This is a genomic window from Legionella sp. W05-934-2 (assembly GCF_964199965.1).
GTDB lineage: Bacteria > Pseudomonadota > Gammaproteobacteria > Legionellales > Legionellaceae > JAFIFT01.
Window position 1 is genome coordinate 55,965 of sequence record NZ_CAXMZT010000006.1, and the last position, 24,051, is coordinate 80,015.

The following is a 24,051-nucleotide window of genomic DNA, read 5'->3' on the forward strand; positions in this document are numbered from 1 at the left end:
GTCTAACGACAAGGGAAAGAAATATCGTAAGAGGTTTCCTTAGAATACTTTGTTTTTGATAAAAATATTGATTATCAAAGAGGTAACTTCTGATATCATCGTCTCATTAGAAATTTGCGAACGATTAGATTTTCTGTCATTTCACCAAGGATGGATTAGTATAAACATGATTAAAAATGCCGTAACAAGCCTGATTTTAATTCTAGCTCACATGCTATTCTCTTTTTCAGGTGCACAAGCCGGATCCGCAGAAACGATTCACAATTGGTCAGGTTTTACTATTGGTGCCAAAACAGGCGCCGTGTATTCACAATTCGATCTGCAAACAGCCATTCAATCCGAGACGTTACTCAATCCAGACTATGCCAATATCGTCAATAACGCAGGGCGTTTAAGGTTAGATAGATGGGGGTTTATCAGTGGTATTGAAGGTGGATACGATTGGCAAATAAATACTATCCTCTTAGGAATCAAGTCAGATTTTCAATCGTTAAGTACGTATGGTGAAATCCATTCGGGTGCCCTCTTATCTCCTAACGGAATTAATAAGGCAGTTATCACGTCTTATGCCAATAATAATTGGTTATTTACCGCAAGACCGAGAGTTGGGTTTATTGTTGATAGATGGCTATTATATGCAACTGGTGGCTTAGCATTATCGCTTGTGCAAAATGATTTTGTCTTTTCTGATTATAATTTTCTTTCCGACTCGACACAATTTAGTTCAAGAAGATCTCGTCACTGGAAAGCTGGGTACGTCATCGGCGGAGGCATCGAAACCAGTTTAACCAACCATATTAGTTTAATAGCAGAATATCTGTATGAACAATTCAATCAATTAAAATCATACCCCATGAATAACAATCTGACTGCAGGCCAAATGTATTCTGAAATGGTTCACTTAAAATCAAGCATAGTCACGTTAGGTCTTATCTACCACTTTTCTGAATTGCCTACACAGAACCCACTTCTTCTAGGGTTATTTGATTTAAACCAATGGGAGAATGAACTAGGTGCTCGTCTATTTTTTAGTTCAGGTTTAGATGGTGCCCCAAATCCTTTATTAAATCAGTCAACTATTGGCGATAATCTTGCATCAAGACTAATTTTTAGCCATTTATCTGCCGTTTCTCAAGAGATATTTGGTCGGTTTGATCATCGAACTGGTTTATTTTTGAAAGGAACTGTCGGGGCTGGCAGTGTTAAACGTAGCCAGCTTAATGATGAAGATTTCCCAGGCGGTGAAGTCTATTCAAATACGTTAAGCAACGTTTGGGGTAGTTTGTCTTATGTGACAATTGATGCGGGTTATTCCTTCATTAAAAGCGTATTTGGAAACGTTGATGCTTTCATTGGCTATAATTACTTTGCACAAAATCTTGGGGCATATGGGTGTCGGCAGTTAGGTGGTGAATCAATTTGTATTCCAGCCACAGAGCTGAAGAACTTTCTTGGCATCAGTCAGAGTGATCATTATCAGTCAATGCGAATTGGCATCCTATTACTGTTCCATTTGACAGACAAATTATCCCTTATTTCAGAAGCCGCCTATTTACCCGTTGTAAATCTCGAGGGTTTAGATACGCATAATGCACGTCAATTGCTTGGTCCGGAGTCTTCTCATAAAGGCGATGGCTCAATGTTAGAAGCGATTTTGAATTATCAGTTAACCAATGCTTGGAGTGCTGGATTGGGTGGACGCTATTGGATGTGGAATATGCGTAATGGGAATGCCGGTTTCGACGAAATTGGTGAAAGTGAAATAGCAATTGAGCCAGCACGATATAATAGCAAACGATATGGTGTGTTTTTGCAAATCAAATATCGAAATGAGACCCCCTACATTTTGAAAGATGCGCCGATGAAAATGGATTGGCGGGGTATTTATATCGGTGGTAATTTGGGAGGGGCATGGGGAAAAAACACATGGTCTGACCCATTTGGCCCAACCATGTCGATGCTAGGTCCCGTTAATTATGCAGGATTTGGTAATCAAATCCAATCGACTGGGCCGCTTGGTGGCGTTGGTATTGGTATACTAGGGCAACTAGGCCAAGTAGTTTATGGTGCAAGTGGTAACTTCCATGTAACTAATTTACGCGGCGAGAATACCCTCTTTTCAGGGATCGGTGGTATCAACGGCCAAACAATCATTCAATCTTTTGGGACTATCGTTGGCCGAATCGGTACCACATTTGACCGTTCACTGATTTATATGAATGCGGGAAGAGCTGTCATCCAATCAAAATATGCAATCAACGCCAACACAGACGCACTAAGCTTAGGTAGTGAGAGCCAAACGATGTCAAATTGGGGTTGGACAGGCGGTTTTGGCATAGAATATGCCTTCAATGAGCACTTGACCGCAGGTGCAGAATATAACTACATCCATATTCCAAGACAGGTTGTCTCCTTCCCTTCTGTTATGATGATAAATGCGCAGCGATTGACAACAAAGCAGGTGTTCAATGTATGCAAGCTTGCGATGAATTATAAGTTCGATATTTTGACGAGGAATCAGGCTTAGGACTGAAGGATAGCCACTTTCATTTAAAACTTAGAATTATCCTCAAACGCCGACGTACCGCGGCTTGTCCGCGGTATCCAGAGATCCTTGTCTGCACTAAATAACAACATATCGGTCGAAATCCCTGGATCCCGCGGACAAGCCGCGGGACGTCGGATTAAACATTGTGCCAATGTATTATGCGATCCCTCTGTTTGAAAAAAGTGTCGATCCCTCAGGGACAAGCCGCAGGACGTCGGGTTAAACATTATGCCAATATATTATACGAATACTCTGTTTTAAAAAAGTGTCTATCCTTCAGGCTTAGGCCTTCCATTGACTAAAGAGAATGTGTAATCATAAAAGTCACAGCTAAAGCATTTTCGAGGGATTATGAAACTTCCAAAACGACTAGTTGGCTTGCTTTTTCTTCTATTAAGCAATATTTTTGTAAGTGCAGCTAGCCCAACCATTGCAAAATTAATTGAGATTGGAAATAACCATCTTATTAACGGACGGAATCCTATTTCATTTTGCAATGTGCTCTTTGCCAGTAGTTTTGCCGCGTTACTCACTTTAACCCTACTGTATTTCAAAGAGCTTAAGTCATTTAATCCGAATCAACTGTCAAGATCCCATTGGATAACTGTTGTGTTAAGCGCAGTTATTGCAGGATTCCTTGTCCCTATGCTTTATTTTTTTGGTATTAAATATAGCAATATCATTAATGTTGTCTTGATTTCGACGCTTCAAACACCGTTGTATATCCTAGCTGGTTGGCTTTTTTTCAAACAACCACCCTCTCCCACTGTGCTTATAGCCGGAATGTTTACCATGATAGGTGTTGTCTTAATCGTCCTTTTGCCCTCAGAAATGACAACCTCACAAATGACCTCTCCCAAACCCTTAGGCAATCCATTTTTGTCTTCTATCCCACATATTGGAGATATTTTTATTTTCTTAGCCGTCCTATTGACCACGATATCATCCATACTTATGTATCAAACAATTAAAACCATTTCGGGGAGTTTGTTTAATATTTTGAGTACAGCGCTGGGCACCGTATTTTTCGCCTCGATTGTCATCGTTCTTTTTGGTCCATCACATTTTAACGATCTATTTTCACCTTTTTTATGGCGCTGGATGTTGTTTTACGGTGGCGTCATCATAGCCTTAAGAGGTTATTTTAAGTTTATAGGTCTGAAAAATGCCAATATGGCGGATATCGCCATCAGCAATTCTCTGACACCCCTAGCATCGATTGTTCTGTCGTTTTTTATCTTAGGCGTATTACCTCAGTCAGCTCAATTAATTGGGGGTGCTCTCATTTTTATTGGCCTAGGGACAGCCTTGTATGGCAAGCTATCTGAAAATGAAAATCCGGTTTCCATCAGTCCTAAACAAGGAGCCACTGGTTTTTAAAAAAATATACCTCAGCATCAATCATTTGTGATTCACCTGAGATATCGGTGTGGATTTTTTTTCAATAAATGCAATGAATTATTTAAACTCCTTTTCAAATAGTACACTTTTTATCCTATAAGTTGGTATTAGGAGTTGCCATTAAACAATTTCAACCCTCAAATCGCTGCAATAGTTGCCTTAATTATTGGCCATATTTAAGTTCTTCTGATTATTTTCTTTGTATTGATTCATCAAGGATTCTATTTTTTCCAACCCGTGTTTTTGGATTAAACGAACTAATTCTTCCATCCCTTCTTCAACCTGTTCCGTTTGCTTTGGCTCTTTATTAGTTTGGGGGGCTTGCCGAGTTTGTCCGAAAAACTTGTCTTTGACGTCAATTGTTTTGGGGATAGCTGGGGCTTGGGGTTCAAACAAGTTTCTAGGAAAATTGGAGGGTGAAGGCAGACCTGCTTCGCTCATGATTAACTTAAACATATCCATTGGCAAAAAGTCTTCATTAAACAAGCTTTGATCATCAAATTGCCTCGAAAGTAATATTAATAGCTTAGGATCTAAAGGGGCTTTGTTTATTTCACTGGTAGGCTTATAGGATGATAAACCAGCTTCTTTCAATATTAGATTAAACCTATCGATAGGCAATGATTCGCCACTTAGGAGACTTTCCTTTTCAAACTCCCTGACTAAAAGCAGATACATGAGGCTTTTATTAAAACCAGGTAACAATGCTTGAGCAGAAGGATACGATAAATATTCCTGATGCAAAGAAATATTGGCCTTTAGAAACTTAGATAAGTCGACTTTCTTTCCAAAAAACTCCTCAAACAGGCCTTTTACTTCTTCAAAGGGCATATTTGGATTCGGCTTTATTAACTTCCCTAAGAAATCTTTTGTCTCTTGGCTGATATTGGTATCTTCTTGTACTATTTCATACCTGTCTTCTTCGCAAGGGTATGTGGAGCGCCCAGGTTTAATTTGCGTTAATATAGTAATCAGAAGATGTGGGATGCTAAGCGTCGGCGTGGCAAACTGATGCAGCTTAAATTGACCATTATCATGTTGGAAGCATGTGATCCCCATAGCACATACATCTGGCAGTGGGTAACTTTGCTTTAAAGCTTGGTCAGGGTCTTTTTGAAAAGTTCCAATGTATTTGACATCCACTTCATTTTGGTCTGTCACGGATATCACGTAATCATTTAAGTTGATAAAAAATGTTTTTGCATCGTTTTGTCCGGGAAGTACACCATACACATCTTGATAGTCACGAAAAAATTGGTACATTTTTAAAGTGATTGCTAATGCGATGCCTTCGGGAATTTCATTTTTTTCATCAAATACATAGTCGTGTAATGAAACATAATCCTTTCCGATGCCTTTATAAGTATATAATGAAGCGTCTTTGAAATGTTCAACATTGACCAAATTGGCTTTGCTTGGGTGCTCAATAAGCATGAATTTTCTTGTCTCATCCTCAGACATCGATTCTGCTGTGGCGGTGATAACGCCATAAAGCGCTTCGCCATGTTTGTTTGTTGCTCTAATGATGACTTGTGAACCACGGTCGATGTAGGAGGGCTTTACTATCTTGTAGCCCCTATTACTCCATTCGTTTATCACTCCCTGTAGAGCTTTTAAAACCAGGTTGTTAGCCATAATTTCCCCACTTAAGCTAATCTCATCTCATATCGATGAATTCGCTCAATCATTATGATATTTAATTATATGCTAAAAACACGGCAAGCGCATATTGATTATAGTTTGGTCATTTTTAGGGGGCATGGCCTACAAAGAAAAGCTCGGTCCAATCGAACACCTCTCTCTGACACCATTGATTTATTTAGATAGTAATTTTGTATGCCCCATGATGCTTATCAGCATCATGAACAAATTGCCCGAAAAACTCATGTGCACTAACGCCGTATCTATTGCGAATTTCCTTCCATTCAGCAATGTGACCTTCATCACCATTGTTCTTTGTTTCCATTTTTCTGGCACTTGATACACTATCTCTATCAGCCTTTAATTTTGCTTTTTGTAAATCGTCTTCTGGGATTGCAAGTCGTATTTGCTCGTCTATTTCAACCTTTTTAGCAAGCCTCTCACCCTTAAGACTATTATAAATTGATGCAAAGTGTGGAATAATTGTATCATCATAGCGATTCTTTCTAATTTCCTTTCGACTTCATACAACAATATATTCCCGATATTTTTCAGGTCTGTTACCAAAGGCTTGGGCAGGCAATACTATATGATTGACGGATTTTCCCGCTATGAGGTTAACAGCCAGTTTTAATCGATCTCCTACTAAGTAACGTCCCTGAAGTTTTTTAACACACCATCAAATCTCTAAAAATACACAGTTCTTGAAGTTTACTCCGATCTGCCCCCTCACCCGCGCAAGAAATTTGAATAAGGTGTGACCGGTACATAGGTAACAAACTTGACCGGATACATCGGTAACAAAACTGTATCATATTTTATACATTTTTTGTTCCCTATGTACCGGTCACACCAAATTGAGGGAAGTTATTTAGAAGTCCTGTAAAAATCAAGGGGGAAACCTTCTTGACAAAACTGCAACATGTCTTCAAAATCTTTAATTTTCTACTGATTTTTGTTGATTATATTGTATGAATGCTCTCCAAATGGCTTTTCGAGAACTAGAACGTTTTAAAGATATCGTTGAAATTAAAGAATTACTTCAATTTTATAATGCCCAAAAATCGAGGGTGCTCTCTTTAGAGGCTCAAGAGGATTTAAAAAATAGGCTAAACACGATATTGTCTAATTGCGAGTTTGCTGATAACGCTTTGATTCAGAACGCCGCTCATCGTTCTTTACTAGCACTTCATGTTTTAAATCCCAAAAACACCGTTGATCCGATTACACAAGAAACATTCAAAAAGCGATTTAATTTTAGGTATTTTTTTCCCAAAAGAAATCTGTTCATTGTTGATTCTTTGGGCCTTAAATTTGATTTATACGCATTAATTGAATGGCATCATAGCCGACCTTTTCGATGTCAGTTAGGAGAAACTCAAGATAGTAAGTATTTACTAAATCCTCTCACCAACTTACCTTTTAGTAAGCTTGATGGGGAACATATTATTCGGGTAGCAAAACAACATCGAGTGACAATTTCTAATCTAAGCCAAGTATACCAAGAAACGCCATATCGCCGCATGGCATGGTTAGGAATATTTGGGCAAGCTCATCAGGGTGATAGGGTTCCTGCTCCACAGGAAGAAGCTTTTCCTGCTCCACAGGAAGAAGCTTTTCCTCCTTCACAGGAAGAAGCTTTTCCTCCTTCACAGGAAGCGATTGATGCTACTTCAGATGATGAAACCACGGATTATATGATGTATTAAGTAGCGTCGTTACATCAAGACATTGACTTTTGCCCTTTGACCATGTCCAAATCCTCCAGCCCCTGTATAACCTGCTAAGCCAACAACAGATTGGTTAAAACCATTATATTGGTCAGATCGTTGCTTGTGGCAATTGAAACCTTTATTATTCGACACCGTTAAATTTGGATATATGAAAGGCCATCGCTAAGAAGCACCTTTGGTGCTTCTTCTAGATATATTGAGGTTTGTTATATACAACCCAATGATGTTTAAGGGAGTAAATGTGAGTAATTTGATCGATGAAATACCAGATAATGCACGGGTTAAGTTTACGGGAGATGTAACAGTCGGTAGAAATCTCGTTGCTATGCTTTTCCCCCACCTGACGTTACTAGGTTTATACGCGGATTGTTTCTAAGAAAAGTAACCTAGTTACAGGTAACTCGGCTAAACACTTAAACTTATTTGATAAGCTATTTTTGCATTTCAGCCTTCGATATTTCAGCAACCTCTAGAGCAAGATTTGCTGAATCACCGTCCTCTAAAGACCAAGCAGCAGATAAAGCGGCATAAACAAATATCCATTTAAAAAGATGATTTTTATCAATTCCCGTTTCTTTGGCCACAATATCGGCTTGCTTATTAAGACGACCGGGTTTAACGGCCGTTTGGTAATCGGGGTTACAGAATAAATTTGCATAGTCGTAACAGGGATCGCCTATCAGACCTTTGGGATCGATAGCAAGCCATCCCAATTCTCCAAAATCAAGAATATTTTGATGATGAATATCACCATGCAATACGATGTTTTTTTCCGATACGCTCAATAGTTCTCTGCTCACCATCTCCGCTTCAGCATAGATACCGCCATATCGTTGAGAGGCGGCATATAAAGAACGAAACCAATTATCCAGTGAGGTGAATTGAGAGGGAATAGGCTCCTTTTTATAATTATGCAGCTTTTTTACTACCTGACATATTATGCGAGTAGCATCATCATCTTGATTTTTGTCCACCCTATCAACCAGAGAGCTATTTTCACTCGCATGCTTCATTAATATGGCATGTTTAAAATGTTCTATCACAGGGACAGCGCCATGACCATTCCACCAAAGTAGCGCTGAAATGCCTTGTTGTTCTTCAGGAGATAGCGCTATTTTCAGCATAGCTTTTTGATTGTGATATATCACCGGCATAAGGCAGCTACTAGGTGTTGAAATAATGTCACCCGTTTGCTGCAAGTGCCAGTGGTTTATATACGCTTCAAACATTGATTTATGACAGGTATGCATGCCGTTATTCTTGATATCATTCATTGTCAGTCATTCTAAGTAGGGTGTTATTTAATCGCAATTGCCACTGCTGTTGGATTTGAAAACCGCTTCTTAAAAACGCTATCATCAATTTGTTAACTGGTAGTCTCATAAAAAATTGGTATTTTCGTGGTGGTCGTCGTCTTTCATCTCCGGATTCATTTGTTCTTTTGTTTTTGCAACCGTGGTTAAAAAACCAAGGCTAGCATTTGCGACCATTGAGGATTGCTTTGCCTTAGCAGTGACGCCCCCTTGATTCAATCCATTGATTTGGCCGTAACAGGCCAAAACAGGCTCACTCGTTAACAACTCATTCATGACTGGTTGGAGTAACTTTCTCGATAAAAATTGTTGGAAAGCATAGTAAACAACATTCGTATTTTTGTTTTCTAGTGTAATCCCTTTTTCATTCAATACACCATTATTGAGCATCAACTGATTGAGAGTAGTGATAATATCTAAATGCTTGCTGTAGATAACCACTTTGCGCCGAGGACTTTTGGTTTGATCATATGGCATTAACAAGACTAATAGATCCAAGCCTTTTTTTTCAGAAATCGCTTCAAAGTCTGGCAACAACTCATCCAAATTTTCAAACGAAAACCCTTTTGATGAGACAAGCGTCGACATGCCATATGTCACCTCCCCTGCGTTAAACTTTTTAAAATCTTTAAGCAAAAGCAACTTATGAGAAAGACCTGACGTATCTTCTTTTTTTAATCGTAACGTTTCATAATAATTGCTAGGCATTTTATCGCCAATTCGTTCTTCAAGTATGTTGTTAATCCGGATATCTTCTGACGTGGTTTTTTCTTTGGACTTGAGATTACTTGTATCAATCAATATCGGTGCCAGGATTAATCCTGCAAGGGCTTTTGGCATTTTCTCGATGGGTAGGACCTTAAGCATTTCATTGGCAACAAGACAAGTACACGAGCCAATGACTTTAATCGTTTTTTGTTTTAAAGCAGGATAGTTGATTTTGGCATCTGAATGATGATCGATGATATCGACCACCGTATTAACAAGATAACTTTGGTCGGGATTGAGTTCATTATGATCAACGAGATGTAGCTTTAACAGATTGGCCTGATTTAATAGCGCCAGGGATATTGGATCATCAATATACGATAAGTTTTCAGCTGAAATACCTAACCCTTCAAAAAGATATTGGACATCTTTGCGCAAGCTCAATTCCTCGCGCGGGATATTGATATAGGGAAGGTAAAGGGCATCATTTTCGCCAACTAAAAAAAGCTGATAGGCGCGAACAATCGACGATATGATTGAATCCATATCGGCAGATTCATTTCCTAAAACGATGTGTACGTCTGGTTTTGTCTGTGGTGATAAATGCATCCTATTTTGGAGCTGTTCTCGTTGCTTGTACAAAAAGCCCCGTAATTCATCGAGATCATGTTCATCAAAGCTAAATTCTGAACTTTGCACATCTTCTTTGACATCTTTGCCTTGGTGAGGTGGGGTATTTTGCAGCGAATCGTTCGAACTTTCCAATTTTTCTTGCATCACTGACTCCTCGTATGAATCGTTGTTTGTTGACTCAACATATATTTAGCATAAGTATTAGGGGCAATGGCGTCAAACTTCGCATGATTCCTCTTACTGGGTATATTCATAAAGGCATCTCCTAAAGGATGCCTCCATTATGAACCAATTCACGCTCAAAGTCCCCTGTCTATCAGAACCATCCTAGTGACAAGGCTTCCTTGTTTGTGCAGGCTTCGATACCGTAGTATTGCGGTATTTATTATTAGACTGTGTGTTTTAATATAAACCATTCGTGCGTGTGTTTGAATTATATTTAGGTAGCATAATAAATGATTAGAATTTTTCCCAACTCGTGTACCGATAAAAATGCTGTCCATGTATTTATCGGAATGTCTGATGGGTTTAATTTGAGTTGTATTTTACTTAAATAATGAAAACAGCTTATCGCAATACCAATTGCACTGAAATCACGCCAAACAGGATGATCGCCTAAAAAATAATAGGGTAAAATGGTAATGGTTAAAGAGCGGCCAAAATTATTAATAAATAATATAAATGCCATATAAAAACGTAAAAAAGCCATGTTTAGATTTTTGTAGGGAAAAATACCAATAAAGCCTAAATAGGCTGATAATGTCAATAGCAGGCGTAGTTCAGGCCCTGAGCAGAGGGATCTTGAGTTTTGAAAGTTGCCTGATATTTAGTCGCTGCGACCCAGAGCATAGCGAAGGGGAATCAGGTCGATATCAAGCTAACGTGTAGAGGTGTCAATTTTTTTAAGCAAATCTCACCTTACGCCTCAGGCTGATGTGGGCTAGACTCGCTGAATTAGTATGAGAAAATCACTTCAGCGCCGATTTAAATGACGTTTATGCAGCCACATTGTCCAATATGTTGCTATAATTTTCTCAGGTAATTAAAAAGGTCTCTGTTATGAAACTCCTCCTCAGTTCCATACTTATGCTCATCTCAATAAGCTCGTTGGCCATGGATTCAAATTCTAATCAACCCGCTTATAACACACAGTTATTACCCTCCCCGTTTCCAATCTTTATTATGGGTAGTTATGGCGTGGTTAATCATGAAGTCCCAGGCTCTCAGAAAAAAATGTTGCCAACCGACAATAGTTATACAAGTGCGCCGGGTTGCTATATTGCTTGCTATTCACATAATCCCGGCATTTATAGTGTTTCTGAATCAATTAGTGTCATGGGGCAGATTAGAGTTGCGGGCGAATATGATGGCAGAGTTTGTCAGCCTTCAAATTATAAAGGACAAGATATTAGTAAGCTTCAACTATTTAAAGATGCATGCGCTAAAAAAATTACTGGTTGTGAAAACGGTGATTGTTGGGCGGGTGGTGATACAGGTGGATGGTTTGGCATTCAGTAAGAAACATATTGGGTTTATATCCATCATAAATTTAGCAGACGTAGATCGGGCCCTCAGTGCCTAACCTACGTCTGCTAAATTTTTCGTCTTAATCACCCAACTCAGAATGTACATATTTTGCATGCTGTGATAAACTTCGCGTCGTTAATTTTTTCCGCCAATTAAGTTATGCTCACTCAGCTTAAAAAATATGTAACAAATTTAGGTGCAAATCTACTCTCTTTCTCAATAGCCACCTTTGAATCAACCAAGTCCCTTGCTTATGGTCCCAACATAAAAAATGTCATTAGACCACTAATAGCCATTTCGTTTGAAGACGTTCTACCAGCAATAATGGTTTATGCTTTAAATAATCACATTCAAAACAGAATCAGTGAATATCAGGACTCAAGTGATGACTCTGATGTATTCAATATGACTTTAATGGCTAGTGCAGCAACTACAAACATTTTAGTATCGGGTTTTATCATTCATAAAATTATTCGCGGGGGTATTCGCACAGTTGCACTTCGTGAGGCAATTCCTCTTATATTAAATGATCGGCCGCCGGAAGACATTCCTCCGCTGCAATTTGATATCCGAACCATTAAATTTAATGCAAAACGAATACAAAGGGTGTTTTACACCCTGCCTGATATCATGGTTAATAATTTCATTAACCTTTATTTACCAGAACACTATATTATCCAAATCCTTGGGGATTTGTGGATTGGTTCTGAAATAGTCAATATTGCCCTGGATGAAAGAACATTAAACCGATTAAACAATCTAAAAATAAACAGCCTACCATTTTTGGTTGGTAGTGTATATTTACTTGTTTCATCTTTAAAAAACAGCTTGTTACAAGACCTTCATAACCCTTATCTCGATGCGTGGATTGACAATGGGATCTTCGTATTGTTATTAATGGTTGTTGCCAATCTAAAATTACAAAATACCCCCTTAAAATCCGAATTATACTCGCCAAATCTACCTTCAATAATTGACATACTACCTATAAAAATACTGGCTCATAGGGTATATAAATCAATAAAAGATATGCCAACGGAAAAATCACGAATTCTGAAGCGTCTTTTCCAGAATTCTCTCTCTTTTCTAATACAAACAGGTATGGCGCCAGAAATGTTTCGGTCCCCAAAGAAATTTTTTGATGATAATGTTATTAGTTCATTATTGATGTCTTTACCTGAATCTAGCAAGGCATACCTAATAGAAAAGTATTCTAAACGACAAATAAGATCTTTGTTAACACACTTGTTATTAGGATTTTCCACACTATCGCCAAGTTCCCTTGATTTATTTTTATTATTTAGATTAGCCACAAAAATAAATAAAGCGGAGAGACGTGCAGACTCTATTTATAGCTTTTTCCATGTGGATAGGGGTGTCAGAGCATTAGAAAATAAAATTCATTCCCAACCCAGACGCCTTGAAAGAGATAATAACTTTCCTGGAGAGGATGTTTTTGAGGTGGGTCTAAGAGAATATCAGAATTGAATAGAATTTGCAGGCGTAGGTCTACCCCTCAGAGTCGGGCCTTGGCCCGACGATTAAATATCTACATTGAAATTTAAGAAATAACTATTAAAGTTAGTAGTGGTCTACGCTTGCTGCTTGTTTCATTGTGTCTGCATAGAAGCCTCTAAAATCCATAAAAGTACGTCAGGATATAACCAGTGTTTTGATGCTCTTACCCACCCAAAACACCAACGATGCAAGTAGATGATGATAAGTCGGGCAGACAACCCATCTTTGACCATTCACATCCTGAGTTATAAGATCTGGTTCATTCTACCTATACCCAGTTGCTTAAATTCTATATATGAGGCTGTTTACAAAAACTATTAATACGTTTCAATAGTAACAGTGATAGGGACTGATTTTGAAACAACATCATAAACAGGAGAGAAAGGGTAATATTTCTCCAGTTCTTCTGACTTTGCATTTGTTTTAATTTTAAAATGTATCGCTATATTTTGATAGCCTGGCCTCACTAAAGGATCAAGATTAAAAATTCCTTGCAGATCAAGTTCTCCTCGATACGAGGACGACATTTTTTCTATCTTGTAACCGTTTAATGCCGCATAATAGGCAATTGTCGTAGTCATACACCCAGATAATGCACTGAGTAAAAATTCCACAGGATTAGCCCCATTGTCATGGCCTGCTAATAGGGGTGGTTCACCAGCTTGCATTGTAAAAGCACTTTTATGACGTTGCTCCCCCCCTGCTGCATAAAAAGTTTCAACTTTTGATCGATTACTATCGCCATTTATCCATTCATTATTTAGACGAAATTCACAAAGCCCTAATTTTGGATTTTTTTGAATATCACCCACCACTTTTTTTAATACCCCTGTATCCACTCCATTTAATTGCTGGGTCTTATCCTGATGTGATTTCATAATATGCTCCTTTTTATCAATAACATTTAACTACTGAAGTATAGATGGAATTTTAAAAAAGTTTGGAAAATCTCACTTTTTTTGATCAAACAGCGTTTATGATATCGATGACAAAGATAAAATCTGTGGTTTCGGCTGTGAAAAAAAAAGGAAATTGGCGAAGAAGTCAGCGAACAACGAGAAGTCATTCCAGCAAGCCTAAAAATTGTTGCTAACATCCGATCCAAATATGCTTGTAACCGCTGTGATCAGTTAGCATATGTTATAGCTATATATTAATTCGAGTTAAAAGAAAATTTCATCTAAAGATACACAATACGAGCAATCAGTATAACTATAAATATTTTCCCTATAATTGCCTCTGTTGTAGCAAAAAATCTTGAAATCATATTAGTCGGCAAGACATCACCAAACCCACTTCTATTTACTTACTTTTAAAATGGCAGTATCTACTTTATCAAGTAATGATTGATAATAATATCCCACGTTGATACATTGGTAGGAATCAGTTTGACAAACTTAATTAATATGCAAAGAAAAGATCAAGATCAAACCATGTTTTCTTTATCTCTAGCAGCTCTGGGGATTGTATATGGTGATATCGGAACAAGTCCTTTATATGCCATCAGGGAGTCATTGGGTGGATTACCAATAAATCTTGTTGATGTATTGGGAGTGCTGTCCCTTATTTTTTGGGCCCTTACCTTGGTAATTTCTATTAAATATTTAACAATCATATTTCGAGCTGACAATAATGGAGAAGGTGGGATATTAGCATTGCTAGCTCTTTTACGAAGAAAAAACGGGAAACATCAGAGATATTTTTTTCTTATTGGTATTTTTGGTGCGGGGCTAGTGTTCGGCGATGGAATGTTGACACCTGCAATTTCTGTTGTCAGTGCCATCGAAGGTTTGGATGTTGCAATCCCAAAGCTATCTAATTGGGTAATACCTATATCTTGTATTATTTTATTAGTTCTATTCTTTTTTCAATCATTAGGAACTGCGAAAATTGGATTCGCTTTTGGCCCGATTGTATTTATTTGGTTTTGTACATTGGCTGTTTTAGGTATTAAAGAGATTATAGAAAATCCCATAGTTTTGAAGGCGCTGAATCCCTATTATGCAATTGAATTTATTCATACTAATGGTTGGCGGGGATATGCTTTACTTGGTGGAGTTTTTCTTGTTGTTACAGGCGGTGAAGCATTATATACAGACCTGGGACATTTCGGAAGAAACCCCATTCGATTAAGCTGGTTTTTAGTCGCTTTACCTGGATTATTGCTCAACTATTTTGGGCAGGGTGCTTATTTATTAAAACACCCTGAGGCTATTTCAAGTCCGTTCTTTCTAATCGCCCCTAGTTGGTTTTCCATACCCTTGCTGATCATTGCAACGTTGGCAACAATCATTGCTTCACAAGCTGTCATATCAGCAACCTTTTCTTTAGCAAAGCAGGCTGTTTTGCTAGGTTTATACCCCCGTTTACCCATAATTCAAACATCCGAATCGCAAAAGGGACAAATTTATATTCCACAAATTAATTTTATGCTAGCTTTGGGTACGCTTTTACTTGTATTCACATTTCAAACTTCAACAGCCTTAGCTCATGCCTATGGTATAGCTGTGAACTTAGATATGCTGCTGGTTACTTTTCTTGTTGCTTTTGCGGCATATAGAATATGGAAATGGAATATCTTCCTCATTTTACTGCTTTTTTCTGGGTTTTTATTTATTGATATATTATTCCTTGGAGCAAATGTTCAAAAACTTATGACAGGTGGTTGGGTACCAATTGTATTTGCATTGCTTTGCGCATTTATCATGTATACTTGGAACAAAGGCATGATGTACTTGCGTAAAAAGTGTTATTCAGACAAAGATGACATTTCAAAAATTTTAAAGCAATTGCATTACAAAAGTCTTAATCGATTACCTGATTTAACGGCTATTTTTATAACTGACATTTATGATAAAAGCGGTGGTAGTTTTTTACATTTTCTTAAACTAAACCGTGCCTTACCAGAGCACATCCTAATCGTAAATTACCAGATAGAAGATATTCCTTATGTGAGCTCGGCAAATCGATTCGAAGTCAGTTGTCTTGATGAAAATATATGCAGACTAACTCTTCATTATGGTTTCATGGATTTTATATCAATACCTCAAGCATTATATAATGCAAATGATAGAGAAATATTACCTTTCCCCATCGAGGTCGATTCGGCAACTTATTTAATGGAGATCCCCAACATTATTGCCTCACGAAAACAGAAGACACTTTGGTTTTTTTGGCAAGAAAAACTATTTGCATTCATGTCAAGGAACTACTCTGCCAATTTAAATATAGAATTTTATCAGCTTCCCTATAATCGAACAATTGCGATAGGCGCTTATTGCATTATCTAGTGCCCATTAGTATAAAATAATTAAATACCGGCAATGGATAAATAGAAAATAATGAGAGTTTAAATGTTTGCATATCAGTTACAAAAAAAATATTCTACTTTTTCTGACTATGCCATGTTTGTTATATTTCTTTGCTCAATTGGATTGGTATTGAATGCTTTTTTGTCCCTATCTTTAAATAGTTCCAATTTAATAGTAACTGAGTTTGCATTAAATTTATTGCTTAGTTATGCCATATATTCAATAAGTAAATATAAAAACGTAGCGATGATTCTCTTTTTTTTAACACTATTAATTTTTGCCACGAATTTTTTTAATAACTATATTATAGTGAATGATAACACTGTTTTTTTACTATACCTAACCTCCAAAACTTGCTATCTCGTTACGGTGGTCTATTTAACTATTAACTATGTTTTCACCTATAAAAAACTCTCAAATGACAAAATTTTTGGGATGATCGGCGCCTACCTACTTTTGGCCATTATTTGGGCATGTCTATATACAACACTTTTTATGTTTATGGACATACCTTTTTATTTTAAAAAACCCATCGTTATCGAAAGTTATGGTCCTGGCAATCCATTATCTTTTGCTATCTATTTGCCGCAGATGTTATATTACAGTTTTATAACACTAACGTCGTTAGCCTTTGGCGATATACTTCCCATAATACCAATTTCACGGACACTAGCTACTATTGAAGTCATGATTGGTAAATTCTATATAGCGATTTTAATAGCAAGAGCTGTACAGTTTGATATTGAAAATATTCATGCCCAAAAAAAGATATAAGATATAAGGGTCGGACCAAAAATTTCTTTTATTTAACAATTGCTTAAACATAAATATAGATGTTTATTGTGTCTTAGAAGCTATTTTTGACTATTAATATAGATTCTAAGAAAAAATAGACTGATAAAAGCACCTCACTTCTCGGACATATCCCTTAAAATCAATTTTTATAAAGAAAAATAGGTTTTAAGGCACAATATTAAGCTTGCCTTATAGTTAACTTTATGTTTTTCAATTAAATATTTTGGTCAGACCCCTAATAGCTCAGAAAGTGTACACACCATAAAACTCCATTTTCAGAAACTAGCCAAGGTCAGCCCCTTTGAAATACTGCCTATTATTAATTAAAGAGGGCTTTCACAGCCAGTCACTAATGACTAGCTATTCGCCCCATATGATTTTTATTGACCCATGTGATAATTTGATATACATTTATGGCGATTTTTAACTAATGAATTTCTTATTTAATGATGTCACCCAATATTGCTATACAACAATTTAATTGCAGATATCCCAGCCACAAATTGATTTCTTGATTCATTCCGGCTTCTCATTTTCTATTACCTTGGGTATTTGGCTCTTTTAAAGTTGCTAAATCGTTACGTTTAATAGAATCCAAAATGAACAAGCCTCTCCTTAGTTATTACTCCATTTTTATTTTATAACCCTAAATATAAGGAAAATACAATGAATCCAGACAATACTATTTTAGATAATTCCGATTTTTACTCGTTAGTCACAACTATAGAACAATGGTTCAATAAAGTTTACCAGGAAGCTAAGCAAGGTAAAAACGACAAAATACAATTACGCAATGAACTCGACATTCTAATGAAAAGAATTTTCGAATCGGAACACCTGGAAGAATTAATGGAAGCGAAATTGATAATAAAACCTTCTGCTGACAATAGTGATGATTTACAGATAACCCTGCGTTCAATACTACTTATTGAAGACAAAAAATTCATGCCAATATTTGTGAATATATTTGTTGACCGACTGCAGATAGTTCAATTTTTTGTTCACTCAGGATTAAGTATACTTGAGGCGGGTCTATACCATGATAATCAAAAATTATTAATTGAGTATTTTAAGATTTTCATTGAACTATCAACAATGCACTACAATAAGGAGTGGGTTGACAGACTGCTTAATGTATTGAAATCAGCCAAAATTAGTGTGTTCCAAAATAAGGAAATCGATATAGCATTGAGTAAGTTACCATCAGAAAAACTGACCGCTGATGATATGGCGCCGCCAATGAATGACCCCATGGGTAAAATGTATTCAGATTTTGCTAAAAATAAGTTGCATCTAAAAATGGATTATATGCAAAGGAACGAAAGCTATAGAAGAACATTACTGTTTTTTGCATGTGCCCATGACTTAACTGCCGAAACCGTGCTATCCAGAGATTATTTACCTAAAGATCTCATTAGAGTGATATGTAATTCTGATCTCTGGTAGCAAAGTTGGAAAGATTAGTTCCTGTAAACAACTTATTAAAACTCCTAATGTCGGGTCAATGCGACTTGAAATATTATCATTACTTATTTGATCAATTTTTCCCAACCTAGAACTCCCGTGGTCAGCCCACCGGGGTTCTATATCTTGAGGGATGAGAATAAGGAGCAGATATAGTAACAGATATAAGGGTCGGACCAAAAATTTAAGATATAAGGGTCGGACCAAAAATTTCTTTTATTTAACAATTGCTTAAACATAAATATAGATGTTTATTGTGTCTTAGAAGCTATTTTTGACTATTAATATAGATTCTAAGAAAAAATAGACTGATAAAAGCACCTCACTTCTCGGACATATCCCTTAAAATCAATTTTTATAAAGAAAAATAGGTTTTAAGGCACAATATTAAGCTTGCCTTATAGTTAACTTTATGTTTTTCAATTAAATATTTTGGTCAGACCCCTAATAGCTCCCCTAATAGCTCAGAAAGTACTGATTCCAAAAAAATTACTTTAATACCGAATTAAATGAATTAGTCTACTAACTAATTCAAATTAATTAATGTATCGGAACAGTCCCATACGCTCTGAGATTACTTTCGCTATTTGGCTTTCTCAAAATTACAGATCCATCTAGCCCTTGCAACTAGACCCTTTACTTTATTATCAGGCTCAGCTTTTCTTAAATGGCTATCAGCCAAAAAATTACAACCAAAAGTATCATGAACTCCGCTAATTGGTGAGTAGCGATAGTTGGAGCGTTTTTGGCCTTGCTGAAAATTGTGGTCTTATTCGTATAACATGCAGTGGGCATCAATCTGAACTAACAGAAATGATGAATAGATTAGAGCATTGCCTTTTCTTTGCGAGAAAAGCCAGGCACAATCAATTAGTATCGCAGGTAAGTGATGGACTTTGGCAATTAAAACAATATGAAAAAGAAGTTTATGATTCCTTGCATGCAAAGGTGGCATCGTATTCTAAAGACACAGCAAGCACAAAAGAGTTAAAGTCTAAAAATGATTCTTTGATGAAAGCCCTTACAGTCATTAACAACTTGCTGTTTTTACACCAATCACAGTAATCATGAAAATGCGTGAGGAACCTCAACCTTCATGGTGGCTGCTTTTATTGTATTTTTTCATATTAAAGACCAATAATTGAGTTAAGATCTGTTTAGTTGGTTCTATATTGGTAAAAGACTATTTGAATTCTCTTGGGTTTTGGGATGTGTTTGCACTAAATCTTTAAGTTTTTTAAAAAAGTGAGGTGCATTCATTGCAGAAATACATATTGCGGATGCATAGTCTGGATTACAATTCATTGATAATAATACAGCTTTACTTAACTCCATAATAATGATAATTGCCATACCTGTTAAAAATATTTTACAAGCCCCTAAAAGAAGCCAATAACTGCAGGAAGTGCATAAAGATATAATAGGTTTTAACATGGTATGAATCTTGATAATAAAAAGAGCATTATTACACAATAATGCTCTTAGTTACAATATTAATGACTCGAGATAACGAGGGACTTTGGCTTAAGACTCGCCCTCACCTTCAAGAAAACTTCTTAGCTTTTCTGAGCGAGCAGGGTGGCGAAGCTTTCTTAGCGCTTTGGCTTCAATTTGTCGTATACGCTCACGTGTTACATCAAACTGCTTACCAACTTCTTCAAGCGTATGATCAGCATTCATTTCAATACCAAAACGCATTCTAAGAACCTTAGCTTCACGGGGCGTGAGCGTTGACAGTACCTCTAAGGTCGCTTCTCTAAGTCCCTCTGCTGTGGCCATATCAATAGGTGATTCCATGTTGCTGTCTTCAATAAAGTCACCTAAATGTGAATCATCATCACCAACAGGCGTTTCCATGGAAATTGGCTCTTTTGCAATCTTTAAGACTTTTCGAACCTTATCTTCACTCATGTCCATCTTTTCAGCCAATTCCTCAGGGGTAGCCTCACGGCCAGACTCTTGAAGGAACTGTCTTGAAAAACGATTAAGTTTATTGATGGTTTCAATCATATGAACAGGTATTCGAATGGTTCTCGCCTGATCAGCAATTGAACGCGTGATATAGTAACAGATATAAGGGTCGGACCAAAAATTTCTTTTATTTAACAATTGCTTAAACATAAATATAGATGTTTATTGTGTCTTAGAAGCTATTTTTGACTATTAATATAGATTCTAAGAAAAAATAGACTGATAAAAGCACCTCACTTCTCGGACATATCCCTTAAAATCAATTTTTATAAAGAAAAATAGGTTTTAAGGCACAATATTAAGCTTGCCTTATAGTTAACTTTATGTTTTTCAATTAAATATTTTGGTCAGACCCCTAATAGCTGATTGTATGTACACAAAGACTACCAAAGAAAAGGGATCGCACGATTAATTTTTGAAAAGTGGCTTGCATTTGCAAAAGAAAGAGGATTGAATGAGCTTACAACAGCTGCAAGCATTACGGCTTAGCCTGCAGCTGAAGCGCTAGGCTTTAAGGTTGTTCAAAAACAGATGGTTGAGAAACATCAACAGACCTTTATAAATTACAAGATGGTTTATAAAATCGGTTGAGAGTTCGCCAGCCGTCATGGATCAATTATATTCATGGAGTGAAGATGTTTAAGCGTTTATTTTTTTGGGTCTCACTTGGATTTTTATTCTGGAATTCATCGTTTGCTACAAGCTCAGGTCAAGGAAGCTCTGCTAATCATGAAGAGTCCTTCACCGGGCCACTAGACCTGCATTACACTGTATCACCTTCAAACCTCCCGCTGAAATCTGCAGTCCAAAATTCAGGATTTGAACAAGAGACATTGCTGGTTAGGCCGTTTATTCAGTCAATTGAAACGAATTACGATAACTGCAAATTGATACGCTCCACCATTAAAACTGTCTTCCCACTGCAAATATTAGGGTTTTATACTGATAGTGGGCAACAACTTTTTGAAGTGCGCCGTCAAGTGTGCCTCTATCCAGATAAAGATGCCCCAAGCTCAGAGTTAACTTGCTTTAATTCTAAAGAAACTCTAACCATATCCTCAGATGAAAACCATTCTATCGATGTGGATATTGATCTCTATAATTTAAGGCAAGGCCGGTATTTTGTTGAAGTAACAATGTTTGTTACGCAGCTATTTCCACCAGCAGGTAATTGGCCAATTACATACAGTGCGATGGGTGAAACTAAAGCTTTAGTTGTTGCGGAAAAAAATTGTGAGAATCTGGTGGATTAGAGTCCCTGCTTTTATAGGCAGCCATGTTGAAGCTGAAGGAGCCATCAGGGTTTTACAATCTCTTAGAGTGCCAGTATATCTCATTAAAAAAATACCCCGCAAGTCCTACAACAGCCTAAGCCCAAATCCAAGATTTTGGGCTTGGAAGTTCCCAGATTGAGTTTCACTTCATCCGAGCTTACTTTAAAAGCCCATGCTTAGCTAATACCTGCCTGTTTTCAACGCACGAACGGGAATTATAATTAGGGTTTGTTTTCGCTGTTCCCCCACACGGGATAGTAACAGTTATCTTTAACTCTTTTGCCTTAATATCAGATTTCTTTCCCTGAGCAATGTTAGAGTTGCTGCCAAAAAATCCTGAACCTGAAGGCAATGATCGAGTAGTTTGAGAAGCGCTTCCTCCAGACTTATGATAATTGGTAATCCCTTGACATGCCTGCTCATGTTTTTTTCTATCTTTTAGGAAGCTCTGTTGCTTGTTAAGCAACCTTTGTTTCTCATGTATTCGATGTAATATTTCATCAGTACGCGGTTGGCTTTGTTTAACGATATCTTGTATTGACTTTGTAGGTGCACATGGAAGGGTTTTAGGAAGTGGGGATGGGGATGGATGAGCTATATTCATTTTTTTGTAAATCGGGTTGGGTTGAACAGGGCGGCTATTTGCATAGGCGTAGCTATACTGGTGTTTTTTGATGTATTGGTGTTGGACGTTTTGAAAAATTTGTTGCAGATTTTTTAGAGGATCCTTGGGTATATAGTGGCTCGTGGCTATTTCCTCCACTAATTTTGTAATATAAGGCTCAACCGCAAAATAGGCTTTATCAATGCCCTTTGCAATAATTTGGTTAAATACCCCTTCACTTGCATCGGCCAACGCTTCAAGATAGACAAATAACATATACGTTTGAAACGCTCTTTCTGAACCTCTTTTGTCTTTAGCTAAAGCTAATTGAAAGTGTTCTTTAAATTTTTTCTGAGCAAAAGCCTGTTTTTGAGACTCCTCTCCAATCCAACTTAGCGTATTAATAGTTATTGCATGTGGAAGGGTTGCTTTGACACTGGTTGAAATCGTTCTGCCTGGAGTGGCATCTTTGTGCTGGGTAACCAAATTAATGGTTAACATTGTGAGATACTTTTTAGAACCCAATTTAGCATGTGTTTTAAGAAAGTTTGCTTCTATTTTCTCTAAGTCAATTCCTGATTTCGCCATTTCATTTTTTTGAGGAGTAAACAAATTTTGAGAATTAGGGTTAGTTAAAATTGCTTCTTTTCTAGGAGAGTAGGCTTCCTTGGGCCTGGAAGCAATTACCTCGGTTAACGATGGTAACTTTGATGGTAACTGTTCGGTCAGTATCTTACTAGTTATTAACATCAGATCTTGAGATTCTTTGAATGATTTTTCTTCATTGCGCTTTTTTTTACCCATGCTTCGTAAACCTCTATTAATCAGCTTAAATACAAATTTTAAGGCGAACCACCCAGGCAAGCCCATATTTCAACCACACTGGTCGCATTCTACCGCAAATATAAAAGCAAGCATAGAATCTGATATTGCTGTGTCAATACAAAAAATAGAGATTGACTAGCAAATTGCATTCTATTAGCATTTTACGATTTTATTGACTTAATGAGTAAAGTAAATAAATTCTACCGTTAATTCAATCGGAAAAAGGATGTTTCCCTGTTTGTCTCATTTTTTGGGGAGGTATTCTTTTGAATTCATTCGATAATGCTTCCAATATCCTTGATGATATCATTTGGACATTTGCTTATTTACAAACTGGCTTATTTATTACGTTGTGTGTTGGTTTAGTTTGCTATCGAAAATACTGCTCCTATGAAAATTATAAAGCCACAACTCTACAAAATGGCCATAATAAAAATCTAGATACCTTCATTAAATGGAGAGAGATATAAGGGTCGGACCAAAAAATTCTTTTATTTAACAATTGCTTAAACATAAATATAGATGCTTATTGTGTCTTAGAAGCTATTTTTGACTATTAATATAGATTCTAAGAAAAAATAGACTGATAATAGCACCTCACATCTCGGACATATCCCCTAAAATCAATTTTTATAAAGAAAAATGGGTTTTAAGGCACAATATTAAGCGGGGAATTCTAAACTGATGTAACTGGCGTCCCGGGCAGGATTCGAACCTGCGACCTGCCCCTTAGGAGGGGGCTGCGCTATCCAGCTGTGCCACCGGGACGAAAAGGCTGATGGTAG

The 24,051-nt window shown here is 37.0% G+C and carries 21 protein-coding genes and 1 tRNA gene; 12 read left to right on the plus strand and 10 right to left on the minus strand.

Features of this window, described 5'->3' with window-relative positions; all coding sequences use genetic code 11:
• Window positions 1-166 precede the first annotated feature (166 nt).
• Window positions 167-2,527 (plus strand): outer membrane protein, encoded by a 2,361-nt coding sequence (locus AB3348_RS08215; RefSeq protein WP_367607117.1) that lies wholly within the window; start codon window positions 167-169, stop codon window positions 2,525-2,527.
• Between the two features lie 372 nt (window positions 2,528-2,899).
• Complete coding sequence (locus tag AB3348_RS08220) at window positions 2,900-3,928, plus strand: DMT family transporter (RefSeq protein WP_367607118.1); 1,029 nt, start codon at window positions 2,900-2,902, stop codon at window positions 3,926-3,928.
• Between the two features lie 180 nt (window positions 3,929-4,108).
• Here the strand turns inward: AB3348_RS08220 and AB3348_RS08225 are convergent, their stop codons facing one another.
• Together AB3348_RS08225 and AB3348_RS08230 are read right to left on the minus strand one after the other, a co-directional pair.
• Complete coding sequence (locus AB3348_RS08225) at window positions 4,109-5,584, minus strand: hypothetical protein (protein ID WP_367607119.1); 1,476 nt, start codon at window positions 5,582-5,584, stop codon at window positions 4,109-4,111.
• A gap of 184 nt (window positions 5,585-5,768) precedes the next feature.
• Window positions 5,769-5,915 carry a hypothetical protein gene (locus tag AB3348_RS08230; RefSeq protein WP_367607120.1) on the minus strand — a complete coding sequence of 49 codons (147 nt, stop codon included), beginning with the start codon at window positions 5,913-5,915 and terminating at the stop codon, window positions 5,769-5,771.
• A gap of 646 nt (window positions 5,916-6,561) precedes the next feature.
• On the opposite strand from AB3348_RS08230, the gene AB3348_RS08235 reads away from it, so the two are divergent.
• Complete coding sequence (locus AB3348_RS08235) at window positions 6,562-7,299, plus strand: hypothetical protein (RefSeq protein WP_367607121.1); 738 nt, start codon at window positions 6,562-6,564, stop codon at window positions 7,297-7,299.
• 455 nt (window positions 7,300-7,754) lie between these two features.
• Here AB3348_RS08235 and AB3348_RS08240 read toward each other — a convergent pair whose 3' ends face one another.
• The 3 genes from AB3348_RS08240 to AB3348_RS08250 form a co-directional block, all read right to left on the minus strand.
• Complete coding sequence (locus tag AB3348_RS08240) at window positions 7,755-8,597, minus strand: aminoglycoside phosphotransferase family protein (RefSeq protein WP_367607122.1); 843 nt, start codon at window positions 8,595-8,597, stop codon at window positions 7,755-7,757.
• Window positions 8,598-8,702: 105 nt separating this feature from the next.
• Entirely contained in the window at window positions 8,703-10,121 is a 1,419-nt protein-coding gene (locus tag AB3348_RS08245) for a DHHA2 domain-containing protein (protein ID WP_367607123.1), read from the minus strand.
• 295 nt (window positions 10,122-10,416) lie between these two features.
• Window positions 10,417-10,686, minus strand: a complete 270-nt coding sequence (locus AB3348_RS08250) for a hypothetical protein (protein ID WP_367607124.1) — start codon at window positions 10,684-10,686, stop codon at window positions 10,417-10,419.
• Window positions 10,687-11,090: 404 nt separating this feature from the next.
• On the opposite strand from AB3348_RS08250, the gene AB3348_RS08255 reads away from it, so the two are divergent.
• Both AB3348_RS08255 and AB3348_RS08260 read left to right on the plus strand, forming a co-directional pair.
• Window positions 11,091-11,495: a hypothetical protein gene (locus AB3348_RS08255; protein ID WP_367607125.1), complete on the plus strand. Its 405-nt coding sequence runs from the start codon at window positions 11,091-11,093 to the stop codon at window positions 11,493-11,495.
• Between the two features lie 168 nt (window positions 11,496-11,663).
• Complete coding sequence (locus AB3348_RS08260; protein WP_367607126.1) at window positions 11,664-12,992, plus strand: hypothetical protein; 1,329 nt, start codon at window positions 11,664-11,666, stop codon at window positions 12,990-12,992.
• A 347-nt stretch (window positions 12,993-13,339) separates the two neighbouring features.
• Here the strand turns inward: AB3348_RS08260 and AB3348_RS08265 are convergent, their stop codons facing one another.
• Window positions 13,340-13,900, minus strand: a complete 561-nt coding sequence (locus tag AB3348_RS08265) for an OsmC family protein (protein WP_367607127.1) — start codon at window positions 13,898-13,900, stop codon at window positions 13,340-13,342.
• A 153-nt stretch (window positions 13,901-14,053) separates the two neighbouring features.
• Between AB3348_RS08265 and AB3348_RS08270 the strand changes: the two genes are divergently transcribed.
• From AB3348_RS08270 to AB3348_RS08290, 5 genes are all read left to right on the plus strand, one after another.
• The gene (locus tag AB3348_RS08270) at window positions 14,054-14,179 is read left to right on the plus strand and encodes an IS66 family transposase zinc-finger binding domain-containing protein (RefSeq protein WP_367607277.1); all 126 of its coding nucleotides are present in this window, start codon (window positions 14,054-14,056) and stop codon (window positions 14,177-14,179) included.
• 249 nt (window positions 14,180-14,428) lie between these two features.
• Window positions 14,429-16,312, plus strand: a complete 1,884-nt coding sequence (locus tag AB3348_RS08275) for a potassium transporter Kup (protein ID WP_367607278.1) — start codon at window positions 14,429-14,431, stop codon at window positions 16,310-16,312.
• A 63-nt stretch (window positions 16,313-16,375) separates the two neighbouring features.
• The gene (locus AB3348_RS08280; protein WP_367607128.1) at window positions 16,376-17,107 is read left to right on the plus strand and encodes an ion channel; all 732 of its coding nucleotides are present in this window, start codon (window positions 16,376-16,378) and stop codon (window positions 17,105-17,107) included.
• A gap of 687 nt (window positions 17,108-17,794) precedes the next feature.
• Complete coding sequence (locus AB3348_RS08285; protein ID WP_367607129.1) at window positions 17,795-18,574, plus strand: hypothetical protein; 780 nt, start codon at window positions 17,795-17,797, stop codon at window positions 18,572-18,574.
• A gap of 831 nt (window positions 18,575-19,405) precedes the next feature.
• On the plus strand, window positions 19,406-19,657 hold the full coding sequence (locus tag AB3348_RS08290; protein WP_367607130.1) for a hypothetical protein: 252 nt from the start codon (window positions 19,406-19,408) through the stop codon (window positions 19,655-19,657).
• 102 nt (window positions 19,658-19,759) lie between these two features.
• Here the strand turns inward: AB3348_RS08290 and AB3348_RS08295 are convergent, their stop codons facing one another.
• The gene (locus AB3348_RS08295; RefSeq protein ID WP_367607131.1) at window positions 19,760-20,026 is read right to left on the minus strand and encodes a hypothetical protein; all 267 of its coding nucleotides are present in this window, start codon (window positions 20,024-20,026) and stop codon (window positions 19,760-19,762) included.
• 90 nt (window positions 20,027-20,116) lie between these two features.
• Complete coding sequence (locus AB3348_RS08300; protein ID WP_367607279.1) at window positions 20,117-20,701, minus strand: sigma-70 family RNA polymerase sigma factor; 585 nt, start codon at window positions 20,699-20,701, stop codon at window positions 20,117-20,119.
• Window positions 20,702-20,929: 228 nt separating this feature from the next.
• On the opposite strand from AB3348_RS08300, the gene AB3348_RS08305 reads away from it, so the two are divergent.
• Together AB3348_RS08305 and AB3348_RS08310 are read left to right on the plus strand one after the other, a co-directional pair.
• Complete coding sequence (locus AB3348_RS08305) at window positions 20,930-21,052, plus strand: GNAT family N-acetyltransferase (RefSeq protein WP_367607132.1); 123 nt, start codon at window positions 20,930-20,932, stop codon at window positions 21,050-21,052.
• 146 nt (window positions 21,053-21,198) lie between these two features.
• The gene (locus AB3348_RS08310) at window positions 21,199-21,816 is read left to right on the plus strand and encodes a hypothetical protein (RefSeq protein WP_367607133.1); all 618 of its coding nucleotides are present in this window, start codon (window positions 21,199-21,201) and stop codon (window positions 21,814-21,816) included.
• 178 nt (window positions 21,817-21,994) lie between these two features.
• Here AB3348_RS08310 and AB3348_RS08315 read toward each other — a convergent pair whose 3' ends face one another.
• On the minus strand, window positions 21,995-23,245 hold the full coding sequence (locus AB3348_RS08315; protein WP_367607134.1) for a hypothetical protein: 1,251 nt from the start codon (window positions 23,243-23,245) through the stop codon (window positions 21,995-21,997).
• Between the two features lie 712 nt (window positions 23,246-23,957).
• Window positions 23,958-24,034: transfer RNA gene (locus tag AB3348_RS08320), tRNA-Arg, on the minus strand.
• Window positions 24,035-24,051: the final 17 nt, after the last annotated feature.